The organism is Kosakonia sp. MUSA4 (genome assembly GCF_013085925.1).
Classification (GTDB): Bacteria; Pseudomonadota; Gammaproteobacteria; order Enterobacterales; family Enterobacteriaceae; genus Kosakonia; species Kosakonia sacchari_B.
In genome coordinates this window covers 4098064-4121155 of record NZ_CP025697.1, presented here as the reverse complement: position 1 = coordinate 4121155, position 23092 = coordinate 4098064, and the positions used below count along the sequence as shown (strand labels likewise).

The window sequence follows — 23092 nt, the reverse complement described above, 5'->3', positions numbered from 1 at the left end:
ATCGGCCTGGCCAAAGGTAACTTTATAATCGCTTTTTAAACGCTTAAATAAGACTTAAATAAGTGCCCGGCATATCACATGCCGGGAAGTGCGTTACAGGTTGTTGCGGTGTTTTTTTACTGCCAGCGCAATGCGCGGCTCCAGCAATTTCGCCACGGCGGCGAATACCGGCACCACTACCGAGTTGCCAAACTGGCGGTAAGCCTGCGTGTCGGAAACCGGGATGCGAAACGGCTGTTCGCCGACTTTTTCAAACCCCATCAGACGCGCGCATTCACGCGGCGTCAGGCGACGCGGACGGCGCGCCTGGTTTTCTGCATTGCCGAAATCAGCTTCACCCAGCGCTTTATCCCAGCCGCGATCGACAAGGATCTCTGAACCGTCTTTGTGATAGCGCGCCGACAGCGTGCGGGCCACGCTTGCGGCATGGGTAGGATCCACCAGCCCGAAACCGAAGCCATTCCCTTTTGCCGCATGTTTTTGCGCATAGCGATAGAGGTACTCCCAGAGCTTTGGCGACAGCACATATTTGCTGTCGACCGTCGGGTCGAGCAGTTGGCCGAAGGTCGGGCGCTGTGTGGGGTAGAAGCGGTCGATATCGCGCAGGGTGAAGCCTTCACTGAGCTGTAAATCGCGGCGAAAACCGACCAGCACAATGCGTTCGCGGTGCTGCGGTAAAAAGTGGCGGCCATCAATGATTTTCGGATCGTCTTTGCCGGAAGCATCGGCATCGGCCACGTCATAGCCCAGTTCATCCAGCGTATTCATGATCACGCTGAAGGTTTTGCCTTTGTCGTGGCTTTTAAGGTTTTTGACGTTCTCCAGCACGAAGATCGCCGGACGGCGGGCTTTGATAATGCGCGCAACGTCGAAAAACAGCGTTCCCTGCGCTTCGCACTCAAAACCGTGGGCGCGACCAAGAGCATTCTTTTTACTTACCCCGGCGAGGCTAAAAGGCTGGCAGGGAAAGCCCGCCAGCAGCACGTCGTGCTCGGGGATCTGCTGTTTGATATGGGCGTAAGCCTGGGCTTCAGAGATGGCAGGATTGCCGCTCAGCGTCACTTCGCGGATATCCTGATTAAAGGTGTGCGTGGACTTATCGTTGTACCAATTGGCTTTATAGGTGCGCACCGCGTTTTTGTTCCATTCGCTGGTGAACACGCACTGCCCGCCGATAGCTTCAAACCCGCTGCGAATACCGCCAATACCGGCAAAGAGATCGATAAAACGGAAACGATAGTTGGGGTGATGAGCGGGGGGCGAGGGGAGCAGCGCACGCAGTTGCGCCTCTTCGGCGGCGGTCAGCGTTTTTACGCTGCCTTTACCGTTTATCCAACGGTTGAGCGATTCACGGCTCCATTCCGCTTTGCCCGCCTTTTTCAACTGCTCGGCCACATACTTTTGTCCGTAGATTTCAAGCACCTGATCGAGTAATGCCCGGTCGCGTTCCTGCTGTCGCTGTTGTTCAGTCTCTGCCTGCGCCAGCAGTTCCTGCGCAAGTGAATCAAATTCCGCCATGGCGTCTCCTTGGATTGACGCTCTGAAATATATCACTCATTTGACCCAGAGGAGAAACGCCAGGCAAGCCGTTATTGACGGATAAACGCAACCGGTACGCTTTCCGTCAACCACACGCCGTTATCGGCCTGATAGAAAACAAAGCCTTGCGCGTACATCCGTCCTGCTTCAACGATGAGCACCACCGGTTTGCCGTGCGCTGACCGTCGCCTCATCGGCAGATAAATGCGCATATTTTCACGCTTTGTTCCATGGCATTTTCGCCAGCAGCAGCGCCATGCCGCACCAGCCGCTGATTCCGGCGAACAGTAAGCCTGCGCCGACGAAACCGGAGAGCAGGAAAAAGCCCGGATGCGCCGCGTAACCGAGTATCACGCCGAGCAGGATCAGGCTGCCCGCCACCATTTGCACCTGCTGCATCAGCGGACGCGGCTGGCGTTTATCTTCCACCGTCGGCAGGTGCGCCTGCTTCCAGGCACTTAGCCCGCCTTCGAGAATGGCCACCGGCGCTTGCCCTGCGGCACGTACCAGCGCATCGGCATTTTCCTGCGTACGTCTGCCGGACTGGCAATGAAAAATCACCGTTTGTGTGGGCGAGTCGGTGGCAATCGGCGCACCCTTCAGCAACGCTTCCAGCGGCAGTGAGATAGCACCGGGCAGGTGTTCGCGGCGAAACTCATCAGGCTGGCGAATATCGATAAGCAGTGCGCCTGCCGCTTGCTGTGCGTGGGCGTCAGCCGCAGAGATCCGGGTATAAGACATAGTTACTCCTGTGGGCAGTACAGCCCCTTGAGTGTGCTGATAATTTTGCCAACCGCTTCATCTTTAATGAAGTAGTTGACCCGCTGCGCCTGGCGCAGGCTTTCAACCAGACCTTCCTCTTTCATCCGCGCCAGATGTTGCGACGTCGCTGAAGGGCTAAGGCCAGTAATGGCGCTCAGTTCACCCGCAGAGGTGCCCGGCGCGTCGCACAGCATGCAGAGGATCAGCAGCCGGTGCGGGTTGCTCATCGCTTTCAGCAAGCCGGATGCCTGCTCTGCCTGTTTCTGAAGTAACGGAATATCGGGTTTGGTCATGGCTGTTTAGTTTTTTCTAAATTTAGATAAATCTAAAATAAAGGGCGGAAGAATTCAAGCACTGAATAAATCCTTAACACTTTTGGTTTGAATTCTCCTCAACACCTTCGTTTACTGAGGGCAGTGTGTGGCAATGTTTCCGGAGAAGAATGTGAAGGTTTTGAAATATGCGCTCTGCGCTGTCAGCGTCTGGGTTAATGGCGCGAGCGCCTGGAGTAATGTCTTGCCCGTCGGGTCTGCGGCAGGCGATCAATCGCTTTCACCTTTTTATATCTGGGACGGATCTTTGCCTGCAAACCCTGGCATGATGCTGCGTGAAGAGCCGCTGCCCGCACAGCCGGAAATCACCGCAGCCAGCAAGGCGCAACGCATTCTGTATACCTCGCGCGATAAGCGCTGGAATGCCGGAATTGTGCCGGTCAGCGGCGCGCTTTGGTTCCCGAAAGGCAATCCACCGGCCGGAGGCTGGCCGGTTCTCGCCTGGGCGCACGGTACGCTGGGCGTTGCCGATAGTTGTGCGCCGTCGTGGACTAACCCGACAGCGCGGGATGCGCACTATATTAACCAGTGGCTCCAGCAGGGCTTTGCGGTTGTCGCCACCGATTATCAGGGGCTCGGCGGGCCGGGGCCTCATCCGTATATGAACTGGGAAGCGGAAGGACGTTCGGTACTCGACAGCGTACGCGCGGCGCGACAGGCGTATCCGCAGCAGCTCGCGAATAACCTGGTGATCAGCGGCCAGTCGCAGGGATCGGGCGCGTCGCTTGGCGCCAGCCTGATTGCGCCGGATTATGCCCCGGAATTGAAACTGCGCGCCACCCTTGCCACGGGTGTGGTGGCCACGTTTCCGGATGGGCCGGTGAAACCCGGCAATGCGCGTCCGGGCAATCGCGATCCGTCACGCTTTACGATGTTACGATTGATTGGCGGCTCACTGCCGGATGGCGCGCCGCGCGCTGAGAAATGGGTAACAGAAAAGGGGGCGAAGCTGCTGGCCTTGGCGAAAACCGCCTGTATGAGCGAGCTGGGCCGCTATGAGCGCCGCGAAAAACTCGACGGTAGCGCGGCATTTATCGGTGGTTCCGCGCAGGTTACTCATGCGCTGCTGCCGGTAACCGATATGCCGGTCAAAGCCTTCCCGGCGCCGCTGTTTGCCGCCACCGGTCTCGCCGATCATACCTTATCGCCGCACCATCAATACGCCGCAGTGGCCGCGCTGTGCGCAGGCGGCAATGCGGTGGAGTGGAAAACCTATCCCGGCATTACCCATAACGGCACCGTCAACGTCGCTTTCGCCGATGAACTGAAGTTTGTCCGCGGCGTGATGGAAAACGCCCCGCAGCCCAATAGCTGCGGTTCGTTGCAGCCGCCTGGGAAATTACAGCAGCCCACGAAGGGCGTGGCGTTTAATTAGTCGCACAAGGTTATGAGCGTGATAGCTTCTTCCCATGTGGGTGTACATAGTACCTCTTTCTGGTGTACTATGTACCTGAACAGGGAGGTGTGCTATTGGATCATGCACTGGAGTTTATTGAGACGTCGATGTTTACCCGGCAGATAAAGCAAAATTACTGAAAGATGAGGTGTGACATGCATTTTTTTGACGAGCTAAAAACCTCTCTGGAAGAGGCTGTAGACATCAAAAATGGGGTTAAAGCGCCGGCAAATGTCACCCGCTATGAAATCGCTGATGTAAAAGCGATTAGAGAGCAACTCAACGTTTCACAAAGTGAGATGGCGAAGGCACTGGGAACCAGCGTTGATACCATTAAAAGTTGGGAATCCAAACGGCGTAACCCGACAGGCCTGGCAGCCAAAGTATTGGCAACAATTCAGGCAAATCCCGATTTCTTTCGTGAACTTGCCGCCCATTAAACAACAGCCCCATCGGGGCTTTTGTTCTGTTACCGGGCCAACTATCTGAATTCCGGGCCGCCATTACTGTGCATGACGCCAGCGCAGTGTCGCGGGCAGTACGCGCTGCGGCATTGCCGGTTCGTTGCCCTCAATCATTTGGGTGATTATCTCGAAGCAATCCTGCGCCAGACGCGGCACGTTCTGCTCGACGGTGTCGATGTGCAGCGACAGCGAATCATACAGGTAATGGTCGTCAAAGCTGGCGATATGGATTTCGCTTTCCAGCAAGTGATGCTGGCTCATATAGCGCAGTACCCCTTCAAGCAGCCCGCAGGCGGCGGTAAACAGCGCTTTCGGCGGGCGACCCAGCCTGGCGCACAGCGCGGCGAACATCTCGTAACCGCTGCTCGGGTGATAATTACCGTGAATAATCCACTCCGGGCGCGGCGTTACGCCCGCACGCTCCAGACCCTGCATAAATCCGGCGAGCCGATCTTTGGTGGGCGAAAGCCGTGGCTGGCCGCCAAGAAAATAGATTTCATCGGGGTTTGCCCGCGCCAGGCGTTCGACTAAATCCGCCGTCGGCGTCAGCGAATCGGTGATCACCAGCGGCAACCGGGTGTCATTGATGTGGCGGTCAAACAGCACCACCGGCAACTGCTCGCTGAGCTTCACGTAGTCGCTGTCGCTCTGCATGCTGGAAGCGACAATCAGGCCATCCACCTGGCGCGCGACCAGGTTATTGACTACCACGGTCTCCTGGCTGGCATTTTCGTCGGTACAGGCGATCAGCAGTTGCAGACCGGCTTCGCGGCAGAGGTTTTCCAGCTCATGGGAAAAAACAGCAAAACCGTAGTTGGTGATTTCCGGCACCACCAGCCCCAGCGTGTGGCTGCGGTTTTCGCGCAGCAGACGGGCATAAATGCTTGGCTGGTAATGATGCTGTTGGGCGATCGCCAGCACGCGTTCGCGCGTCTCCTGCGCCACGCGCAGCTCTTTGCCGCGGCCGTTAAGCACCAGGCTGGCAGTGGCTTTCGACACCCCCGCCAGCGCAGCGATATCACTGATGGTAACGCGTTTTGTTTTTCGCACGGTTTTGCATCGTTTAAGGAAACAAGCACTTATTCTACCATGCAAGAACGTAACGACCAGTAGTGGGCCTGTACTTCTGCGCCTCCGCGCAGGGTTAATTGCGCCGGATGCGTCGGGAAATAGCGGCTGCTCATCACCCCTTCGCCCGCGTTGATAAAGATCTCCACGCTTGAGCGATCGCAGAGGATCTGCAACTTCTGCGCACTGCCGCGCCAGTAACGGTACAGCCATTCGCCGGTTTGCAGGCTGCGGCGAGCAAGACGCAGTTCATCGTTGTGCCACTCCAGAATCAGCGTATCGGCGAAATTCAGCGTGACCTCGCCCGCGCTTTCCAGCACCAGCTCAAGTTGCTCTGCCTCCAGCGCTGGCATTGCTTCTGCCACACCTTTATAGCGCTGTTCTTCACCGCGCAGCGCCTGTAGCTCAGCCACCGGCTGCTGATACAGCTTACCGTTATGTTCAGTCAGTTCCCGCAGGCAGGTCATCTGGTGGATCCAGCCATTCGCCACGGTTGGCTGCAACATCTCTTCGCCGTCCGGTACGCCCATCCAGCCGACCAGCAGGCGGCGGCCATCATCGGCGAGGGTGGTTTGCGGGGCGTAAAACTCAAACCCGGCATCCAGTTCGGCAAACTCGCCGTGCTGATACTGCGCGCTGGCGTAGTCCAGCGTGCCGCTGAGATAGGCGCTTGGGTAGGTATTGAGGTAGCGTTTCTCCTCGCGCGCCACCCCCTGCGGGCAGCAGATCAGAAAGGTGCATTCGCCAAGGGTGAACATGTCGGGGCACTCCCACATATAGCCCGCATCGCCCAGCCCGTTCAGGCCGCTACCGGCGATTTCACCGAGGTTTTGCCAGTTCCACAAATTCTCTGAGCGCAGCAGCAGCACCTTGCCCTGCAACTGTAAATCCTGCGCGCCCAGCACCATGTACCACTGCCCGTCGTGCCGCCACACTTTCGGGTCGCGCACATGGCCGGTGTAGCCGTGCGGCAAAGGAATGGCCGGGCCGAGTTTGTCGAAACCGCCGTCGCTGTTTTGTACCGCCAGGCACTGCCACGCGGTGCGGGAACCGTCGTCAAACTTCACGTTGCCGGTGTAGCACAGCGTCAGCTCGCCATTGTTATCGATGGCGCTGCCGGAGTAGCACCCGTTGCGGTCATACTCTTCGTCGGGCATCAGCGCGATGGGTTCATGCTGCCAGTGGACTAAATCCGCCGAACTCCAGTGTGCCCAGCATTTGTGCAGGTGCTGACACCCCAGCGCATTCCACTGGTAGAACAGATGATAACGCCCGGCGAACTGGATAAAACCGTTCGGATCGTTAAGCAGCCCGGTCACCGGCGCAAGATGCCAGGCGGGGTAGTGCGGGTCGGCCAGCGCTTTCGGCTGGCCTTTCATCACTGCCTGCAACATGGCAGGCAGCAGGGTTGTTGAAGCCATTATTCGGAGTCCGTTTTGTATTTCAGCAGGTAAGAGATAACAAACGCGGCGCTAAATGCAATCACCATTCCGATAACATAGTTGAGCAGCGAGCTGGCCTGCACAATCGCCATACCCGGGATGCCCGTCAGGCCGACCGCCGTCATATAAACATGCACCGAAACCACCCATGCGCCGCCTGCCGCGCCGCCGATAAGCGCGGCGATAAAGGGTTTTACAAAGCGCAGGTTGATACCGAAAATCGCCGCCTCGGTAATGCCGAGCAGCGCCGAGAACGCCGAAGGCAGGGCAATGGCTTTGATCTTCGCATCTTTCGTTTTAAACCACACCGCCAGACAGGCACCGCCCTGCGCAACGTTCGCCATCGCCCAGATCGGCAGCAGGAAGTTGACGCCGATCGACGGATTGCCCAGCAGCCCGGCTTCAATCGCGTGAAAACTGTGATGCACGCCGGTAATCACAATCACTGAATAGAACCCGCCGAACAGCATACCGGCCAGCCAGCCTGCATGGCTAATCAAGGTGCTGAGGACAAAAGAGATGCCGTCGCCGAGTGCGCGACCCGCCGGGCCGATAACCAGCATGGCGATAAAACCAGAGATAATCACCGTCAGGAACGGCGTCAGGATCAGATCCAGCGCATCCGGGATCACCCGGCGCAGTTGCTTCTCCAGCAGGCTCATAAACCATACCGCCAGCAGCACCGGGAAAACGGTGCCCTGGTAGCCGATCATTGCCACTTCGATACCGAAAAAGTTCATGGTATGGAAGCCCGCCGCCACGCCCCAGGCGTTGGTCAGTGCCGGGTGCGTCAGAATGCCGCCGAGCGTCGCGCCAAGATAGGGGTTACCGCCAAACTCGCGGGCGGCGGTAAAGCCAATCAGGATTGGCAGAATGATAAATGCCGCTGAACTGAACATGTCGAGCATGATGTACAGGGCGTTGTCCGGGTTCACCCAGCCGTAGGTTTTCACCATTCCCAGCAGCCCCATCAGCAAGCCGGAGGCGACAATCGCCGGGATAATCGGCACGAAAATGTTCGACAGCAGGCGGGCAATGCGCTGGAACGGATTGAGCTTGCGCGCGGCAATATCGGCGGCTTCTGACTTGCTCGATTCGTTGATCCCGGCCTCGGCGATAAACGCGGCGTAGACTTTATTCACCACGCCGGTACCGAAAATAATCTGCAACTGCCCGGCGTTACGAAAACAGCCTTTCACGCCGTCAATTTTACCGATCGCTGCGGTATCGGCTTTCGCGTCTTCCACCAGCACTAAGCGCAGGCGCGTGGCGCAGTGCGCGGCGCTGGCGATATTATCCTTACCGCCCAGCAGCGGCAGCAGCGCGCGGGCAATTTGTGCAAAATCCATAGCAACCTCTGTGTTCTCGTTATTGTGGTGTTAACCCGGTTGAGACGACCCCCGCACCCCGCAGGGGCCGAACTCATTAGAACCAGGTCTCCATTTGGACGCCGAAGTTCCACTCGCCGCCGGATTTAAAGCCGTTGCTGCCAAAGGCATCATCGCTGGCGTAGTTATCCAGTCGGTGATCCCAGTCCATCCAGGTGGCGAACAGGCGGATTTCCGGGCGTTTGAGGAATTCGCCGACGTCGCTGGCTTTCAGCGTCGGGGCGACGGTCAGTTTATAGAAGCTACCGCTCACCGCGTTACGGCTGTTGTAGCCTTCCGGGCGCAGATCCATGTACTGGTAGCTGCCTTCGTACTGCATTTCGAAGTTTTCGGTGATCCCCTGAATCAGGCGCAAGTTGGCGGTCGCCCACTGGTAGCTGTCGCCTTTGACGTAGCGATCTTTACTGCTTTGCGCCAGTACGGCCGGTGCAATATGCCAGCCGCCGCCCAGCGGCGTAATGCCGTAGCTGGCGAGGCGCCAGGTGTTCGCTTCCGGCAGCAGCGCGCCGTCGGAACCGATCGATTTCACCTCTGCGCCCAGCCCGTGGCCGTAGAGCAGGGCGGTTTTCGCTGAGCCTTCCCGCAGCCCATAGAAGCTGTCGTTATGCAGGCCAAGAAGCGCATGCACGCCGGTATTCGCGGCATCGCCCTTCACTTTATTGCCGTCGAGATCGACACGATCGTCGTTATCTTTGGCGCGCATGCCGCTGACCATCAGTTGCAGCGGGCCGTAGAAGTTGTTCAGCGACAGAATATAGTTCTGCGCCGTGTTTTCACTGTTCTCAATGTCGCCGAAGGTGCGGCCGTAAATTGAAAGGTTGCTGTGTGTGTCATCGTTCCACTTCATGTCGTAGATCCCGGCGCCGGTCCCGGCGAGGAACACCACATCGGAGTCGATCCAGTGGATATCGAAGTTATCGCGGTCGAAACGTTTACCGGCCCAGACGGTGGAGTCTTTAAATGCGCCGGTGAAGCTCGGCAGATGGCCGATTTCGCTAAACGCCTGGCGCAGGTTGAGATCGCTGCTGGAGGCGGTCCAGTCGTTATAGGTTTTTTGCCCGTCGGCCAGCATCACCTTAAAGCGCGTGGTCGCGCCGTTTGCCAGCGTCTGTTTATGTTCGAGGTTCATCTCGACATAGGTATCCGGTTCGTTACCGAGGCGACCAACATGACCGCCGGTTTCACCCGCCGGGGTCACCGTTGGCCCGCCCTGCGTTTTGGCGGCGGAGTTATTCATCAGCAGCCCGGAACGGGCGTAGCCGTGGAATTCAAACCCGCCTTCATCGGTGGCTTTTTGCTCCAGTTTGGCGGTGCGCTGCTCAACCTGGCTGGTGGTGGTTTGCGTCTGCTGCTGCGCGGCGGCCAGTTGTTGCGCCTGTTTTTCCGCCACTTTGGCGCGGGTTTCTGCGGCATTTGCGCGTTGTTCTGCCGCCTGTAAACGCTGTTCCAGCGCGGCAAGACGGGCTTCTATGCTGCTCATGCTGGGATCGGCAGCCAGTGCAGAGCCAGAGCTGAATATCAAACCAAGGGTTACGGCAAGCGTGCTTTTTTTCATCATTTTGCATCCCTAAGGAAGAGCTATCATCACAGGATTGTTTTTTTGCTAAACCGGTTTAGGTGATGAATCATACGCACGGCTAATTTCTTCACGCAATCAAATTTGCTAAACCGGTTTAGTGATTGTGAGACAGCTCGCAAAACGAAGCGGCACTCAGGCGGGTTATTCCTCCAGTTGATGACGATAGGGCAAGGCGGTCATCGCGCCTTTCGCCGTGGTGGCGAGCGCCCCGCAGCGCTGCGCGGTGGCAAGACGTACGCCAAGTTGCGCCTGGTTATCCGGTAGCCCGTGCTGCGCCAGTTCCCACAGCAACCCGGCAACAAACGCATCTCCCGCGCCGGTGGTATCGACGCTGATAACCGGCTGCGTTGACCAGGCGCTGAGCGCGCCGCGCAGGCAGGCTTTGACGCCCGCTTTACCCTGCGTCACCAGCAACAGCGGGATGGCGAAACGTTCGGCCAATTGCTGCATGCTGGCGTCGATATCCGCCTGGCCGCTAAAAAAGGCCAGCTCTTCTTCCGAGAGTTTCACCACGTCGGCCAGCGTGAAGGCCTGGCTCAGCGCATCATGTAACTGCTCTGGATCGGCCCACAAATCGTGGCGGATATTCGGGTCGAAGCTGACAAATCCCCCGGCGCTGCGGATGCGCGTCATCGCCGTAAACGTGGTGCTGCGCGACGGTTCAGCAGAGAGCGCAATCGAGCAGCAGTGCAGCCATTCGCCGCGCTGAAAGGGCGGTAAGTCATCCTCCGCAAGAAACAGATCGGCGCTCGGTCGTACCATAAAGGTAAATGAGCGCTCACCCACTTCATCGAGCGCAACCACCACCGTGGAGGTGCGCTGCGCCGGGTCAGCGGACATAAACGCGGTATTCACCTGTTCGGCGTCGAGGGTTTGACGCATAAAGCGGCCAAAAGGATCGTCACCGACGCGGCCGATAAAACCGCTGTTTCCCTGCAAACGCGCAATGCCGACCGCCACATTCGCGGGTGCGCCGCCGGGGCACTGCAACAAGCGCCCCGCGCCTTCCGGCAGTAAATCCACCACGGCATCGCCCAGACACCAGACTCGTGCTGACATAACTCTCTCCCGCTTTAAAATAATCGATAAAACTTAACTAAACCGGTTTAGCAAATCAACTGCATCGTTAAGTTGTCATCTTTTTTTGCTAAGGTGCAGGGCGGGTTTCCTTACTCTGGACGCGACAATGCCGCAACCGCTGTACGTTTTCGATCTCGATAACACCTTGATTTCCGGTGACAGTAGTACGCTGTGGAGCCGCTACCTGGTGCGCGAAGGGTTTGCCGATGGCGTGGACTATTTGCGCCATGAAGAGCGGATGATGCAGGATTACGCGCGCGGCGAAATGAATCTGCACGAGTATGTGGCGCTGACCATGTCGCCGTTGCGCGATTTCCCGGTGGCGCAGGTGGAGCGCATGGTGGCGCTGTGTGTGGAAACGGAGATTGTGCCGCGCATCTACCCGCAGGCGCGGGCGTTAATCAGGGAATTGCAGGCCAGCAACCAGCCGATGCTGATTATCTCTGCGTCGGTCAGTTTACTGGTGAAGGCGATTGCGCCGGTGCTGGGCATTGCGCACGCGATTGGCGTAGAAGTGAAAACCGATAACGGGCGCTACACGGGGGTCATCGACGGGACGCCGAGCTATCAGCAGGGCAAAATTACCTGCCTTGAAAACTTCCTTGTTCATCACCCGCAACATCGTGGGGCGGTGACGTTTTATACCGACTCGATTAACGATTTGCCGCTTTGTGAATACGCCAACCACGTGTTTATGGTGAATCCCTGCCCGCAGCTGGCGGCGCAAGGAGAACTGCGCCGCTGGCCGCAACTTAACTGGCAGCTTACTCTGGCTTAAACAGTGGCACCGCTTTACCGATGATATAGCGTCGGCGCAGCCAGGCCGATGCCATATCCATCAGCATGACCACCGCGACCAGAATCACCGTGATAAACATCACCACATCCCAGTTCCACAGCCGCATGTTTTCGGCATAAATCAGGCCGATACCGCCCGCGCCGACAAACCCCAGCACCGCCGCCGAACGGGTGTTGGACTCGATCTGATAGAGGCTCAGCGCGAGGAAGGTCGGGAATGACTGGGTAAAGGTGCTGAAACGGTGCTTTTGCAGGCCGCTCGCGCCGACGGCAGTCATACCGCGCCCCGGCGAACGATCCACCGCTTCATGGCTTTCCGCATACAGACGGCCAAGCAGGCCGGTATCCTGCATGATGATCGCCAGTACCCCGGCCAGCGGCCCGAGGCCAACGGCGCGCACAAAAATCAGCCCCCAGATCGCCATATCGATGCCGCGCAGAATGTCGAACAGGCGACGCATACAAAACGCCACCGCGCCGAGAAACCCGCCGCGCATGATGTTGCGTGCGGCAAGGAAGGAGAGCAGCAGCGCCAGCATAGTGGCGGTGAGCGTACCGGCAAAAACAATCGCCAGCGTGATGCCAATCTGCGAGAAGTAGTAGCCAAACGGCCAGTTGAGGAAATCGTGCCAGACAAACATGCGCAGCAGATAGCGGCCAATCTGCTGTATGCCGTTAAGCGCCTGATCGAGCGGAATGCCGAACTGCATAAAAAACCACAGGTAGTAGAGCGCAGCGGCCAGCGCGATCAGGCCGAGACGGCGCAGATAGCGCCCCTGCGCTTTGAACAAATCACTGTGCAGTTTACGGCTTAAGGTCACATTCGGTACGGCTTGCCAGCTTGTCATTTTTTCCCCTCCAGCACCCACTGGCGCAAACGGCCAGAGAGGGTATCGAGCGCCGAAACCACAATGATGATCAGCAGCAGCGTAATGCTGACCTGATCGTAGCGGTCGAGTTTGATATTGGTCATCAGCTCCTGGCCGATGCCGCCTGCGCCAACCAGACCGAGAATGGTGGAGGAGCGGAAGTTAATCTCCAGGCGCATAAAGCCGTAGGAGAGAAAAATCGGTTTGACCTGCGGCCACAGCGCGAAGCGGATGCGTTGCAGATGCGTGGCGCCGCAGGCGGCCAGCCCGCGTACCGGGCGATCCTGCGTGCTTTCCACCGCTTCATAAAACAGCTTGGTCAGGCTGCCGACGGTGTGCAGCGCCAGCGCGAGGAAACCGGGAATCGCGCCAATGCCAAACGCCATCACGAAAATGACCGCCCACGCCAGCTCCGGCATGGTGCGCAAAAACGCCACCAGCGCGCGAATGGCAAAACGTAGCGGCGGCGGCGACCAGGTGTTGCCCGCCGCCAGAAAAGCCAGCACGCCAGCGATGACAAAAGAGAATAGCGTTGAGGCCAGCGCCAGTTGCAGGGTTTCCCAAATCAGCGGTAACTGAATCGGCAGGCGATAACCCCAATACGCCAGCGAGCCTTTGGTGTGGTTGTCGGCAAAAAGCACAGACCAGTGCAGCGTCGGCACGGTTTCCAGCATGTAATCGAGGAAGTTGGGCAGCGAGTGCCAGATGGTAAAAATATTAAATTCGGCGGCGTTCCCGGCGGCAAGCCAGAGCGCCAGCAGCAGTAACGACCCGGCCACCGTGTCGCGCTTCTGGCGCGCTCTGACCTGCTGGTAATAGTGCTCAAACTGCGTATTCGACGTGTTCATGCGTTGCAATCGCGTCCTGTATGACAATCGAATAAAAGCCCCTGGTTCGACGCAGGGGCTTATTTCATGGCGTGCCGATTAGCGTGCAGTCACCAGCTCGCGTTTCATCTCGATAATCTGTTTGAAATCATCCACGCTGCCCGGGCCGATATGCTGTGTACCGCCCATTGCTTTCACGAAGCAGGCGTGATTATCGGTATCCAGTTTCTTCACGGCGGTAATGACTTTGGCTTTGAAATCCGCCGGCAGGCTGTTGCTCACCAGGATCGGGCCGTTCGGGATCAGCGTCGATTCCCAGATGATGCGGATCTCTTTCATCAGATTCGGGTGATCCATACGGATCAGGCGGTTAAAGGCGCCCGTACTGTAGCCAGTATTGTAATCACCCACCATTGACGTCCAGGTGACCGCGCCCGCGAACTGGCCGTTCAGCACGCCGAGAATGTCCTGCTCATGACCGCCAGAGAAGGTGACGCTGGAGAAGTAGTTGTTGTATTTGTTGTCGGCATTGCCGCCGAACTTCTGTTTGAACGCGTAGTTCGGGATCAGGTAGCCGGAGGTGGAATCCGGGTCCGCAAAGCCGAACGCTTTGCCTTTCAGATCTTCCAGCTTTTTGTACGGGCTGTCGGCTTTCACGATCACCACGGAGTGGTAACCGCGCGATTGATCTTTATCGTCAACGGCGATACCCACGATATCGACTGCTTTCGGGTTGTTGATATACACCGAGGCGTAAGAGGAAGGCGACATGCTCAGTACCACGTCAACTTTCCCGCCCAGCAGCCCCTGGATCACGCCGGAGTAGTCAGAGGAGTTGCGCAGTTTGGTATCGACGTTCAGCTCTTTATCGAGAAACTCTTTCACACACTGGTTATCGCCGATTTGCTGGGTCGCGTTCTGCCCGCCCAGAATCCCCAGATTCAATTCCTTCGGCTGCTCAGCGGCAGAAGCCTGCCATGCCAACAGAAGAGCTGTCATCAATGCAGATAAACGTAATGCACCAGAAATAGTGTTTTTCATTGTCATTGCCTGTGTTGTCTCATTGGAAGGAATAATTAATGCAATTGGCTGATTTCATCGCCGTACAGCACCTGCAGAACATCCTGTGTCAGCCGGGAAGGGTGGTCATCGAAAATAATGCGTCCCTGCGCCACGCCGATAACCCGCGTGCAGTACTCTTTCACCAGCTCAACAGAGTGCAGGTTGACCATTACGCTGATGCCCTGCTGGCTCACTTCGCGCAGCACGTCCATGATGCGCTGGGTATTTTTCGGGTCCAGCGAAGCGACAGGTTCGTCCGCCAGTAATAACGAAGGATTTTGGATCAGCGCCCGGCAAATCGCCACGCGCTGCATCTGCCCGCCGGAGAGCGTCTCTGCACGCTGTAACGCATGCGGCAGCATATTCAGCCATTCGAGCAGGGCGATGGCTTTCGCGCGGTCTTCATCGGTGAAAACTTTAAACAGCGATTTTAGCGTTGAGGTCTGGCTCAGACGGCCAAGCAGCACGTTGGTGAGCACATCCAGGCGCGGAACGAGGCAAAAATCCTGGAAAATCATGCCGCACTGGCTGCGCCACTGATTGAGCGCACGGCCTTTCAGACGCGAGACATCACGCGGCTCGCCCTCATCATCGGAGAAACTTAAGATCTCGCCCGCGCTGGCGCTGTGCGTGCCATTCAGTACATGTAATAGCGTTGATTTACCCGCGCCGGAACGGCCAATCACGCCGACCATTTCGCCGCTGTGCAGATCGAAACTGATATCGTCCAGCACGGTCTGGTGCTGGTTATACGATTTGCGCAAGTTCCTGACGCTCAGCACCTTTTGTTTCGGCACGGTGTTTAATTGATGCAGAGGCGAATAGGGGTGTTCAGAAAGTTCTGCCAACGCGCTGTTCATAAGTCTTCCGGTTTTTGTCATTCAACTGGCGACCATTAACGGCACAACAGATGATCGTTTTATGACGAACAGGCGAACAAATAATGAACGCGAAGGTTTCGCTTAGGGTCAGGGCGGTGAGTGCAGGCTGAGTTTGCAGTAATCGGACAGCACAAGCGATTCATCCTGCCGGGAAAGATAAACAGAATAAACAACGGAAACAGGCGCTTTTTTGCGATATTTCGCCCGACATCGTTTGGCTATTTTCCTGCGCGGGAAGGCGGCCACAGCATGATATTACGCGGATATTTACCGTTTCTCTGCCTGCTATTTTCCGCGCGGAAACAGCATATATTTAAATCACGCCACCGTCACAAAAGTCAGAAAAAACAAGCAACTTTATTGCATCGGTTGGTGCACGGTCTATATGTTAATTTTGTGTTTCAAAAACAATACCTGGGGGTTGTATGGAAGGGAAGATTGCAACGCTGGCCGCCGTTCTGGCCACCGTATTTGCTGGCTCTGCGCTGGCGGCGGTGCCTGCGGGCTATCCGGCGGAGTATCAGAAAATCGTCGATGCCGGGACGAAAGAGGGCAAAGTCGTTATCTATTCGACAACGGATACCAAAGCCGCAGGCCCGCTGATTAAAGGCTTTGAGGAGCAATATCCGGGAATTAAAGTCGAATATAACGATATGAACAGCACCGAGCTGTATAACCGCTATCTCAGCGAGCAGGCCTCCGGCAGCGGCAGCGGCGATGTGGTCTGGAGTTCATCGATGGATACCGCCCTGAAGCTGGCGACGGATTATGCCGCCGAATATGCTTCCCCGGAAAAAGAGAAATTACCCAAGTGGGCGGTGTGGCAGCAAAAAGCCTATGGCACCACCTATGAACCGGTGGTGTTTATTTATAATAAACGGCTGATCCCCGCAGGCGATGTTCCCGATTCCCACAGCGCGCTGGCGAAATTAATCGCCGCACAGAGCGATAAATTCAAAAATAAAGTCACCACCTACGATATTGAAAAGTCCGGCCTCGGTTTTATGCTCGCCGTGCAGGACAAGAAAAGCGACAAAGATTATTTCGCGCATTTGGGTGATATCGCCAAAGGCGGCCTGACGGTGCAATCCTCCACCGGCACCATGATGGAGCGCGTCTCGTCGGGTGAAAACCTGATTGGTTACAACATTCTTGGCTCGTACGCCGAAGCGCGCATCAAAGGGGATAAATCGCTCGGTATCTCTTACCCGAAAGATTATGTGCTGGTGCTGTCGCGCGTGTCGTTTATCAGTGCGGAAGCGGAACACAGCAACGCGGCGAAACTGTGGTTTGACTATGTGCTGTCGGAAAAAGGGCAGAGCATTCTCGCCAACCAGGCGGATATTCCTTCCCTGCGCCAGGATATTGAAGGCAAAAACGATATTGATGGCATGACCAAACTGCTGGGGCAGGCGCTGAAGCCGATCCCGGTGGATGAATCATTGCTGGAATATCTGGAGCCGAAAAAACGTCTGGAATTTATTAAACAGTGGCGCGAAGCCGCCGCCAAATAACCTCCATCACCGTTGTGCGTCGCTGCGATGCACAACGTTTTGCTTTGCGTAGCAGAGCGTAAAGGGATGATTTATGAATATCGTGCGCAGAAAATGGCAGGGGTTGCCGCGTGGCGTAACCGTATTAATTACCGCACTGGTTATTTATATCCCGCTGTTATTTATTGTGGTGCAGAGCTTCCTCTCCGCACCCTTTTTCGCCCGCAGCAAAGAGTTCAGCCTTGAATCCTTTGCCTTTATTTTTACCGATCCTGATTTTTATCTGGCGCTGAAATCCGGCTTTATTCTGGCTTTCGGGCTGGTGATTATTGCGATTCCACTCGGCGGCATTCTCGCCTTTTTGATGGTGCGCACTGATTTGCCGGGCCGCCGGTTTATCGAGCCGTTGATTCTGGTGCCGATTTTTGTCTCACCGATGGTGCTCGGCTTTGGCTATGTGGTCGCCGCCGGGCCGGTGGGCTTTTTCTCGCGCTGGGCGGAGGAGCTCATCGGTTTTGTGCCGTGGAACATCTACTCGATGTTCAGCATTGTGGTGATTGCCGGTTTAACCCATGTGCCGCACGCTTATCTCTATATTTCGTCGGCATTGCGCAGCGTCGGCTCGGATGTCGAAGAGGCGGCGCGTACCGTCGGCGCATCGCCGCTGCAGGTGATGACTTCCGTCAGCCTGCCGATGGTTCGCCCCTCGATTCTGTATGCCTGCGTGCTGCTCTTTTTCCTCGGTCTGGAAGTGTTCGGCCTGATGCTGGTGCTTGGCGATCCCGAAGGCAACATGGTGCTGGCAACGTATCTGTATAAGTTGACCAACAAACTGGGTACGCCGTCGTATCACCTGATGGCGGCGGTGGCGGTGGTGCTGATTTGTATCACCATTCCGCTGGTGATGTTGCAGCGCAGGTTGATGCGTACCGCCAGCCGTTTCGTCACCATGAAAGGCAAAGCCTCGCAGGCGCGCGCACTGCCGCTCGGCAAATGGCGCTGGGTGGCGGGAATGGTGGTGGTGGCGTGGCTTACCGTGACCATTGGCGTGCCATTGATAGGCGTGGTGCTGCGGGCGTTTATCGCCAACTGGGGCGTCGGCGTGTCGCTGTGGGATGAGTTGTCGCTCGATACCTTCCGCAGTATCTGGCAGCAGCCGAACCTGTTGCGCGCCATCGTCAACTCGATGGCCATTGGCGTAATTGGCGGTGCGCTGGCGGTGGTCTGCTATCTGTTCGTCGGCATTGCGATGCACCGCAAGCAGGATAACGTCACGCGCTTTCTCGACTATAGCGTGCTGGTGCCGCGCGCCGTACCTGGGCTGCTGGCCGGTCTGGCGTTCTTATGGGTGTTCCTTTTCCTGCCGATGTGGCTGGATCAGTCGCTGAAAAACGGCTGGCTCTCCGGGCTGCCGGTGGCGCAGTGGCTGCGCGACAACCTGATCGTCTGGCTGCGTTCATTGCGCACCACCATCTTCAGCGTCTGGCTGGCTTATACCGTGGTGTGGATGGCCTACGGTCTGCGCTTGATCTCCTCCACGCTGTTGCAGGTTGGGCCGGAACTGGAAGAGGCGGCGCGCAGTACCGGCGCGTCGCGCGGGCAGGTAACCCGTCACGTTACGGTGCCGCTGTCGCGCTACGGTTTGATCGGCTCCTGGCTACTGATGTTCCTGATTTTTGAGCGTGAATACTCAACCGGCGTTTACCTGCTTTCTCCGGGGACGGAAACCATCGGCTCGATGCTGGTGTCGCTGTGGGCGGCGGGCGCGATTGATATCGTCGCTGCCCTGTCGTTTATCAATATTCTGCTGGTGGTCATCGGTCTTGGCGTGGCCCTGCGCTTTGGAGTGAAATTACATGATTGAGCTGGCTGTAGATAATCTGCATCTGACCTATGGCGACAATCCGGTACTGAAAGGCGTCTCCATGCAACTGAAACGGGGCGAAGTCGTTTCACTGCTTGGCCCTTCCGGCAGCGGTAAAACCACGCTGCTGCGCGCCGTCGCCGGGCTGGAAAAACCGAGCCAGGGGCGCATCACCATTGGCAGCAATGTGGTGTACGACGGCAATCCGCGCAGTGAAGTGCCTGCCGAGGAGCGCAATCTGGGGCTGGTGTTCCAGTCCTACGCCTTGTGGCCGCATAAAACGGTATTCGAGAATGTGGCTTATCCGCTGAAACTGCGCAAAGTAGCGTCGGCGGAGATCGCCCAGCGGGTGCAAACGGTGCTGGATCAACTCGGGCTGGGAACGCTTGGCAAACGCCATCCGCATCAACTCTCCGGCGGCCAGCAGCAGCGCGTGGCGATTGGCCGGGCGCTGGTCTATAACCCGCCGGTCATTTTGCTGGATGAGCCGCTGTCAAACCTTGACGCCAAGCTGCGCGAAGAGGCGCGGGTATTCCTGCGCGAGCTGATCGTCAAACTCGGTTTATCGGCGCTGATGGTGACGCACGATCAGAATGAAGCGATGGCGATTTCTGACCGCATCCTGCTGCTGAACAATGGCGTTATCGAACAGCAGGGCACACCGCAAGAGATGTACAGCACGCCATCGACGCTGTTTACCGCTGAATTTATGGGCAGCAATAACCGCCTGCATGGCAACGTTACCGAGGTGGTGAACGGCAAGGCGCGAATTGAAGGCGCGCGCTGGGCGCTGTGGGGCGTGGCCGGTCCGGGCGTCGAGGTGGGCCAACCAGCGACGGCAGTGATCCGCGTGGAAAGCCTGCGGTTAAGCGATCAACCGCAGGACAACTCGATGGAGCTGCCGATGCTCACCAGCATGTACCTTGGCGACCGCTGGGAATATCTGTTCCGCACGCAGGGGGATGATTTTGTGCTGCGCGTTTACGGTACTCAGCCGCGCAGCGAGCAAAATTACCGCCTGGTGCTGCCCGCCGAACAGCTATGGATCTTCCCGAAAAGCGGTTCACCAGGGTAACGCCACCCAGCGGTAACCCAGCGCAATGGTGCCGGCGATAATGGTGAAAATGGCGGCAAAATGCATTAACAGATCCGGCGCGCTGATGTGCGCCGGATGGCAAAACGCCAGCAGCGTCAGCGCCATACAGGCCACGCCCGCGCCCGCCGCCGCCAGACTTTGTGCCGGGAACAGCGATCGGGTGCGGTGCAGATAACCAATCACAATCGCCATCATCGGCGCGCTGACCACCAGCATAAACAGATAGCAATTCGGCCCTTCAACGCTACCGGTGGGCGCCAGCGACGAGTAGTGCAAATACAGATTCCTCAGCGTGCTGGCGAACCAGATGCTGAACAGCGGCGCAAACCACTTCCAGCCAAGCGGCTGCTGCCCGGCAATGCTCAGCAAAAAAGCATTACGAATCGCCAGCGTTCCGGCGACAAAGGTCAACAGCAACTGCACGATAACCCACGCCGCGTCGCTCTGCGACCAGTCGGTCAGGGTTCTGTTCAGCAATAAGCTGGCGGCAATACCGCACGGTAACGCCGTCGCCAGCCAGGCCATCACGCGCCAGCCGGGTTGCCAGGGGCGTTTTACCGGCGCGATAGAGCGGCTTAACTTCTCAATTAACAGGTCATGATCGGCCATGATGTGCTCCCAACCGACGAAGATTATTCAGGGCGCGATGCAGCAATGACTTCACGGCGGAGACCGTCAGGTTATTGCGCGTCGCGGTTTCCGCAAGGCTCATCTCCCGCAGATGAACATGCTCAATCACTTGCCGCTGGCGGTCCGGTAGCTGATTCAGCAGCGCCGATAGCTCTTCCGGTGCCTGCGACGGCTCGCTGCTGGCAATCAGCAGTGAATCGTCCTCGCTTTCCACTTCCCGCTGCCAGTGGCGACCGCGCTTGCGCAGTGCATCAACGGTGCGGGCATGGGCAATCGCCATCAGCCACGGCAGGAAAGGGGCGCCGGGATCGTAGGTATGACGCACCCGGTGCACGGTGAGCAGCACATCCTGAATGACATCATCCACCAGCACCTCGTCGGCAATCTGCCTGCGGGCAAGCGTGCGGATCACCGGCACCAGCGCTTTCAGCAGCCGCGTGTAAGCCTGCTGGTCGCCTGCCTGCGCAAGCGCCATCAGGCGTGGCCATTCGTCACGCGCGGCTTCACTTTTTTGCATAATCCGCCTTTAGGTTTTTTTCCCGCTCGCCTGATTCAGCGCATTCACCACGATCGAGGGCGTCAGCACTTGCGGCAGGATCTTCGGCGCGCTGCCGTCTGCCGGGTAGACCACATAGAGCGGCAGGCTGCCCTGGCCCAGGTCGTTAAGCGCGTCATCAATATCCGCATTAAATTTCGTGGAGTCGGCCACCATATAGAGCGTACCGGTCTGCGCCAGCGCGGTTTTCACTGCCTGAGTGGAGAGCGACGTGCGCTCATTCACCTGGCAGGTAATGCACCACGAGGCGGTGAAATTGACAAAGATGGCTTTGCCATGCCCGCGGTTCTCCGCCACCGTTTGCGGTGACCATTTCACCTCGGCAACTTGCGCTGCGGGCAGCGCGCTACCGCTTTTCACCACCGATGGCAGCGGCACAATCGCGGCAAGCAGCAGCACCGCCGTGGTGGCATACAACACTTTATGCCCGCGTCCGGCAAAGCGGCGCTGTTGCGCCATACCGTACAGCCAGGCGGCAAAACTCGCCACCACAGATGCGGCAAGAATCGCCGCCAGCGCGGTCGTCCCCGCCTGCTGCGCCAGCACCCACACCAACCAGCCGAAAGCGCCGAACATCGGAAACGCCAGCCCGCGTTTGAGTGTATTCATCCACGCGCCGGGGCGCGGCAGCCATTTGCCGAGCGACGGAAACAGCGAAATCAGGCTGAACGGCGCGGCAAACCCGAGCGCCAGCGCGAAAAATACCGCCAGCGCAACGGCGGGCGGCTGCACTAACGCATAACCAATCGCGCCCGCCATAAACGGCGCGGCGCAAGGCGTCGCGACAATGATCGCCAGTGCCCCGGTCAGCGCCGCGCGGATAAATGCACCGCGTTCAACCTCAATCTCTCCGGCGCGTTGCAGGCTGAGGCCCACCTCAAATACGCCGAGCAAATTCAGCGCCGCGCCGAGGATCACCAGTGCCAGGAAGGCGATCACCAGCGGCGACTGGAGCTGAAAACCCCAGCCGACCGCCGTGCCGCCCGCGCGTAATGCCAGCAAAACCCCGGCCAGTATCATCATCGTCACCACGGTGCCGAGCAGAAAGCCGAAACCTTCCTGACGGGTTTGTGCCGGGCCTCCGGTGTGACGAATTAGGCCCAGCGCTTTCAGTGAGATTATCGGAAACACGCAGGGCATAAAGTTGAGAATAATGCCGCCTGCGAAGGCGGCGAGCATAGCGGTCAACATAGCGATTCTCTGCAAGTCGGAGGGTTACAGCGCATCAGGAATGCGCATTGGCGTACTGTTTCACCGCTTCCATTGTTTTCTGAATATGCGTTTCCGGATTTCTGTCAGTGTAGCTCAGCAGGATCTTGCCATCCGGGGCGATGACAAACGAGGTGCGATCGGAAAGGGTTTTGCCGTTCATCTGCATCAGCGTCTCGTACTGGGCGGCCACTTTCGCTCCCGGATCGGCGGTGACGGCGAATTTATTGCGGCACTCCAGCTTCGAGAACTCGTCCACCTGATCGGTATTTCCGGCGGTAACGCCAATTACCGTGGCGCCGAGCTTTTTGAAATCGTCAGTGGCTTCGGCAAAGTCATGCGCTTCAATGGTACAGCCTTTACTGAACGCCGCCGGGAAGAAGTAGAGCACCACCGGCCCTTTTTTCAGCGCCTGCTGCAAGGAGAAGGTCAGTGGTTTCCCGGCCAGCGCACCTTGCAGTTGAAAATCCGGCGCTTGTGCTCCGGCGGGCAGGGCGGCGTGGGCATTGGCGATGTTAAGCAGGGCTGCGGCAGTAAAGCTAAGCACGAGTTTTTTTATCGGGGTCATGTTGCGCTCCATAAGTGTGAAGAACGTTAACGCTCATAGACAGTTCGTCGGTACAGAGGGAAAGGTTTCGCCGGGCAGAAAATTTTCTCCATCCTGGTTGTGCCGCACGGGCTTTCATTTATTCATCGAGTGTATTTCATGGCTGCTAAATATAAGTAAGGCATTTATGATGTGATAATTCCTAATCAA

Annotated in this window: 22 protein-coding genes and 1 pseudogene; 6 read left to right on the top strand and 17 right to left on the bottom strand. The window is 57.5% G+C overall.

The window, feature by feature from the left end:
* Positions 1 to 93: 93 nt before the first annotated feature.
* The 4 genes and pseudogenes from C0557_RS19445 to C0557_RS19430 all read right to left on the bottom strand — a co-directional run bounded on the left by C0557_RS19445 (position 94) and on the right by C0557_RS19430 (position 2594).
* Entirely contained in the window at positions 94 to 1518 is a 1425-nt protein-coding gene (locus C0557_RS19445) for a DNA cytosine methyltransferase (protein ID WP_253073747.1), read from the bottom strand.
* A gap of 71 nt (positions 1519 to 1589) precedes the next feature.
* Positions 1590 to 1755 (bottom strand): annotated as a pseudogene (locus C0557_RS19440) (RNA 2'-phosphotransferase); the annotation flags it as partial.
* The gene (locus C0557_RS19435; RefSeq protein WP_208660324.1) at positions 1756 to 2280 is read right to left on the bottom strand and encodes a rhodanese family protein; all 525 of its coding nucleotides are present in this window, start codon (positions 2278 to 2280) and stop codon (positions 1756 to 1758) included. It abuts the pseudogene before it with no gap.
* A gap of 2 nt (positions 2281 to 2282) precedes the next feature.
* The gene (locus C0557_RS19430; protein ID WP_007370592.1) at positions 2283 to 2594 is read right to left on the bottom strand and encodes a helix-turn-helix transcriptional regulator; all 312 of its coding nucleotides are present in this window, start codon (positions 2592 to 2594) and stop codon (positions 2283 to 2285) included.
* Positions 2595 to 2745: 151 nt separating this feature from the next.
* On the opposite strand from C0557_RS19430, the gene C0557_RS19425 reads away from it, so the two are divergent.
* Both C0557_RS19425 and nadS read left to right on the top strand, forming a co-directional pair.
* The gene (locus C0557_RS19425; protein ID WP_253073746.1) at positions 2746 to 4008 is read left to right on the top strand and encodes a lipase family protein; all 1263 of its coding nucleotides are present in this window, start codon (positions 2746 to 2748) and stop codon (positions 4006 to 4008) included.
* A 176-nt stretch (positions 4009 to 4184) separates the two neighbouring features.
* The gene (gene nadS / locus C0557_RS19420; protein WP_043952532.1) at positions 4185 to 4469 is read left to right on the top strand and encodes a NadS family protein; all 285 of its coding nucleotides are present in this window, start codon (positions 4185 to 4187) and stop codon (positions 4467 to 4469) included.
* 63 nt (positions 4470 to 4532) lie between these two features.
* Here the strand turns inward: nadS and C0557_RS19415 are convergent, their stop codons facing one another.
* From C0557_RS19415 to C0557_RS19395, 5 genes are all read right to left on the bottom strand, one after another.
* Entirely contained in the window at positions 4533 to 5543 is a 1011-nt protein-coding gene (locus tag C0557_RS19415) for a substrate-binding domain-containing protein (protein ID WP_074773566.1), read from the bottom strand.
* A gap of 29 nt (positions 5544 to 5572) precedes the next feature.
* Positions 5573 to 6982, bottom strand: a complete 1410-nt coding sequence (locus C0557_RS19410) for a sucrose-6-phosphate hydrolase (protein ID WP_208660322.1) — start codon at positions 6980 to 6982, stop codon at positions 5573 to 5575.
* Entirely contained in the window at positions 6982 to 8352 is a 1371-nt protein-coding gene (locus C0557_RS19405; RefSeq protein ID WP_208660320.1) for a sucrose-specific PTS transporter subunit IIBC, read from the bottom strand. Before C0557_RS19405 ends, C0557_RS19410 begins: the two co-directional genes overlap by 1 nt.
* 76 nt (positions 8353 to 8428) lie before the next feature.
* Positions 8429 to 9946: a carbohydrate porin gene (locus C0557_RS19400; RefSeq protein WP_074774116.1), complete on the bottom strand. Its 1518-nt coding sequence runs from the start codon at positions 9944 to 9946 to the stop codon at positions 8429 to 8431.
* A 165-nt stretch (positions 9947 to 10111) separates the two neighbouring features.
* Positions 10112 to 11029, bottom strand: coding sequence for an aminoimidazole riboside kinase (locus C0557_RS19395; RefSeq protein WP_208660318.1), 918 nt, complete (start codon positions 11027 to 11029; stop codon positions 10112 to 10114).
* Positions 11030 to 11156: 127 nt separating this feature from the next.
* Between C0557_RS19395 and C0557_RS19390 the strand changes: the two genes are divergently transcribed.
* Positions 11157 to 11828 carry an HAD family phosphatase gene (locus C0557_RS19390; protein WP_208660316.1) on the top strand — a complete coding sequence of 224 codons (672 nt, stop codon included), beginning with the start codon at positions 11157 to 11159 and terminating at the stop codon, positions 11826 to 11828.
* Here the strand turns inward: C0557_RS19390 and phnE (C0557_RS19385) are convergent.
* From phnE (C0557_RS19385) to phnC, 4 genes are all read right to left on the bottom strand, one after another.
* The gene (gene phnE / locus C0557_RS19385; protein ID WP_208660314.1) at positions 11815 to 12696 is read right to left on the bottom strand and encodes a phosphonate ABC transporter, permease protein PhnE; all 882 of its coding nucleotides are present in this window, start codon (positions 12694 to 12696) and stop codon (positions 11815 to 11817) included. The genes C0557_RS19390 and phnE (C0557_RS19385) overlap by 14 nt on opposite strands.
* Positions 12693 to 13565, bottom strand: a complete 873-nt coding sequence (gene phnE, locus C0557_RS19380) for a phosphonate ABC transporter, permease protein PhnE (protein ID WP_208660312.1) — start codon at positions 13563 to 13565, stop codon at positions 12693 to 12695. Before phnE (C0557_RS19380) ends, phnE (C0557_RS19385) begins: the two co-directional genes overlap by 4 nt.
* A 78-nt stretch (positions 13566 to 13643) precedes the next feature.
* Positions 13644 to 14585 (bottom strand): phosphonate ABC transporter substrate-binding protein, encoded by a 942-nt coding sequence (gene phnD, locus C0557_RS19375; RefSeq protein ID WP_074773587.1) that lies wholly within the window; start codon positions 14583 to 14585, stop codon positions 13644 to 13646.
* A gap of 35 nt (positions 14586 to 14620) precedes the next feature.
* Positions 14621 to 15466, bottom strand: coding sequence for a phosphonate ABC transporter ATP-binding protein (gene phnC, locus C0557_RS19370; RefSeq protein ID WP_074773590.1), 846 nt, complete (start codon positions 15464 to 15466; stop codon positions 14621 to 14623).
* A 446-nt stretch (positions 15467 to 15912) separates the two neighbouring features.
* Between phnC and C0557_RS19365 the strand changes: the two genes are divergently transcribed.
* The 3 genes from C0557_RS19365 (at position 15913) to C0557_RS19355 (ending at position 19919) form a co-directional block, all read left to right on the top strand.
* The gene (locus C0557_RS19365; RefSeq protein WP_208660310.1) at positions 15913 to 17001 is read left to right on the top strand and encodes an ABC transporter substrate-binding protein; all 1089 of its coding nucleotides are present in this window, start codon (positions 15913 to 15915) and stop codon (positions 16999 to 17001) included.
* 73 nt (positions 17002 to 17074) lie between these two features.
* Complete coding sequence (locus C0557_RS19360; protein WP_208660308.1) at positions 17075 to 18844, top strand: iron ABC transporter permease; 1770 nt, start codon at positions 17075 to 17077, stop codon at positions 18842 to 18844.
* Positions 18837 to 19919 (top strand): ABC transporter ATP-binding protein, encoded by a 1083-nt coding sequence (locus C0557_RS19355; protein ID WP_208660306.1) that lies wholly within the window; start codon positions 18837 to 18839, stop codon positions 19917 to 19919. The genes C0557_RS19360 and C0557_RS19355 overlap by 8 nt, the downstream gene beginning before the upstream one ends.
* Here the strand turns inward: C0557_RS19355 and C0557_RS19350 are convergent.
* The 4 genes from C0557_RS19350 to C0557_RS19335 are packed head-to-tail and all read right to left on the bottom strand — an operon-like array spanning position 19908 to position 22903.
* Entirely contained in the window at positions 19908 to 20549 is a 642-nt protein-coding gene (locus C0557_RS19350) for a DUF1109 domain-containing protein (protein WP_208660304.1), read from the bottom strand. The genes C0557_RS19355 and C0557_RS19350 overlap by 12 nt on opposite strands.
* Positions 20536 to 21087 (bottom strand): sigma-70 family RNA polymerase sigma factor, encoded by a 552-nt coding sequence (locus tag C0557_RS19345; RefSeq protein ID WP_074773603.1) that lies wholly within the window; start codon positions 21085 to 21087, stop codon positions 20536 to 20538. The genes C0557_RS19350 and C0557_RS19345 overlap by 14 nt, the downstream gene beginning before the upstream one ends.
* A 9-nt stretch (positions 21088 to 21096) precedes the next feature.
* Entirely contained in the window at positions 21097 to 22317 is a 1221-nt protein-coding gene (locus C0557_RS19340) for a protein-disulfide reductase DsbD (RefSeq protein ID WP_208660302.1), read from the bottom strand.
* Between the two features lie 34 nt (positions 22318 to 22351).
* Positions 22352 to 22903 (bottom strand): peroxiredoxin, encoded by a 552-nt coding sequence (locus tag C0557_RS19335; protein ID WP_208660300.1) that lies wholly within the window; start codon positions 22901 to 22903, stop codon positions 22352 to 22354.
* Positions 22904 to 23092: the final 189 nt, after the last annotated feature.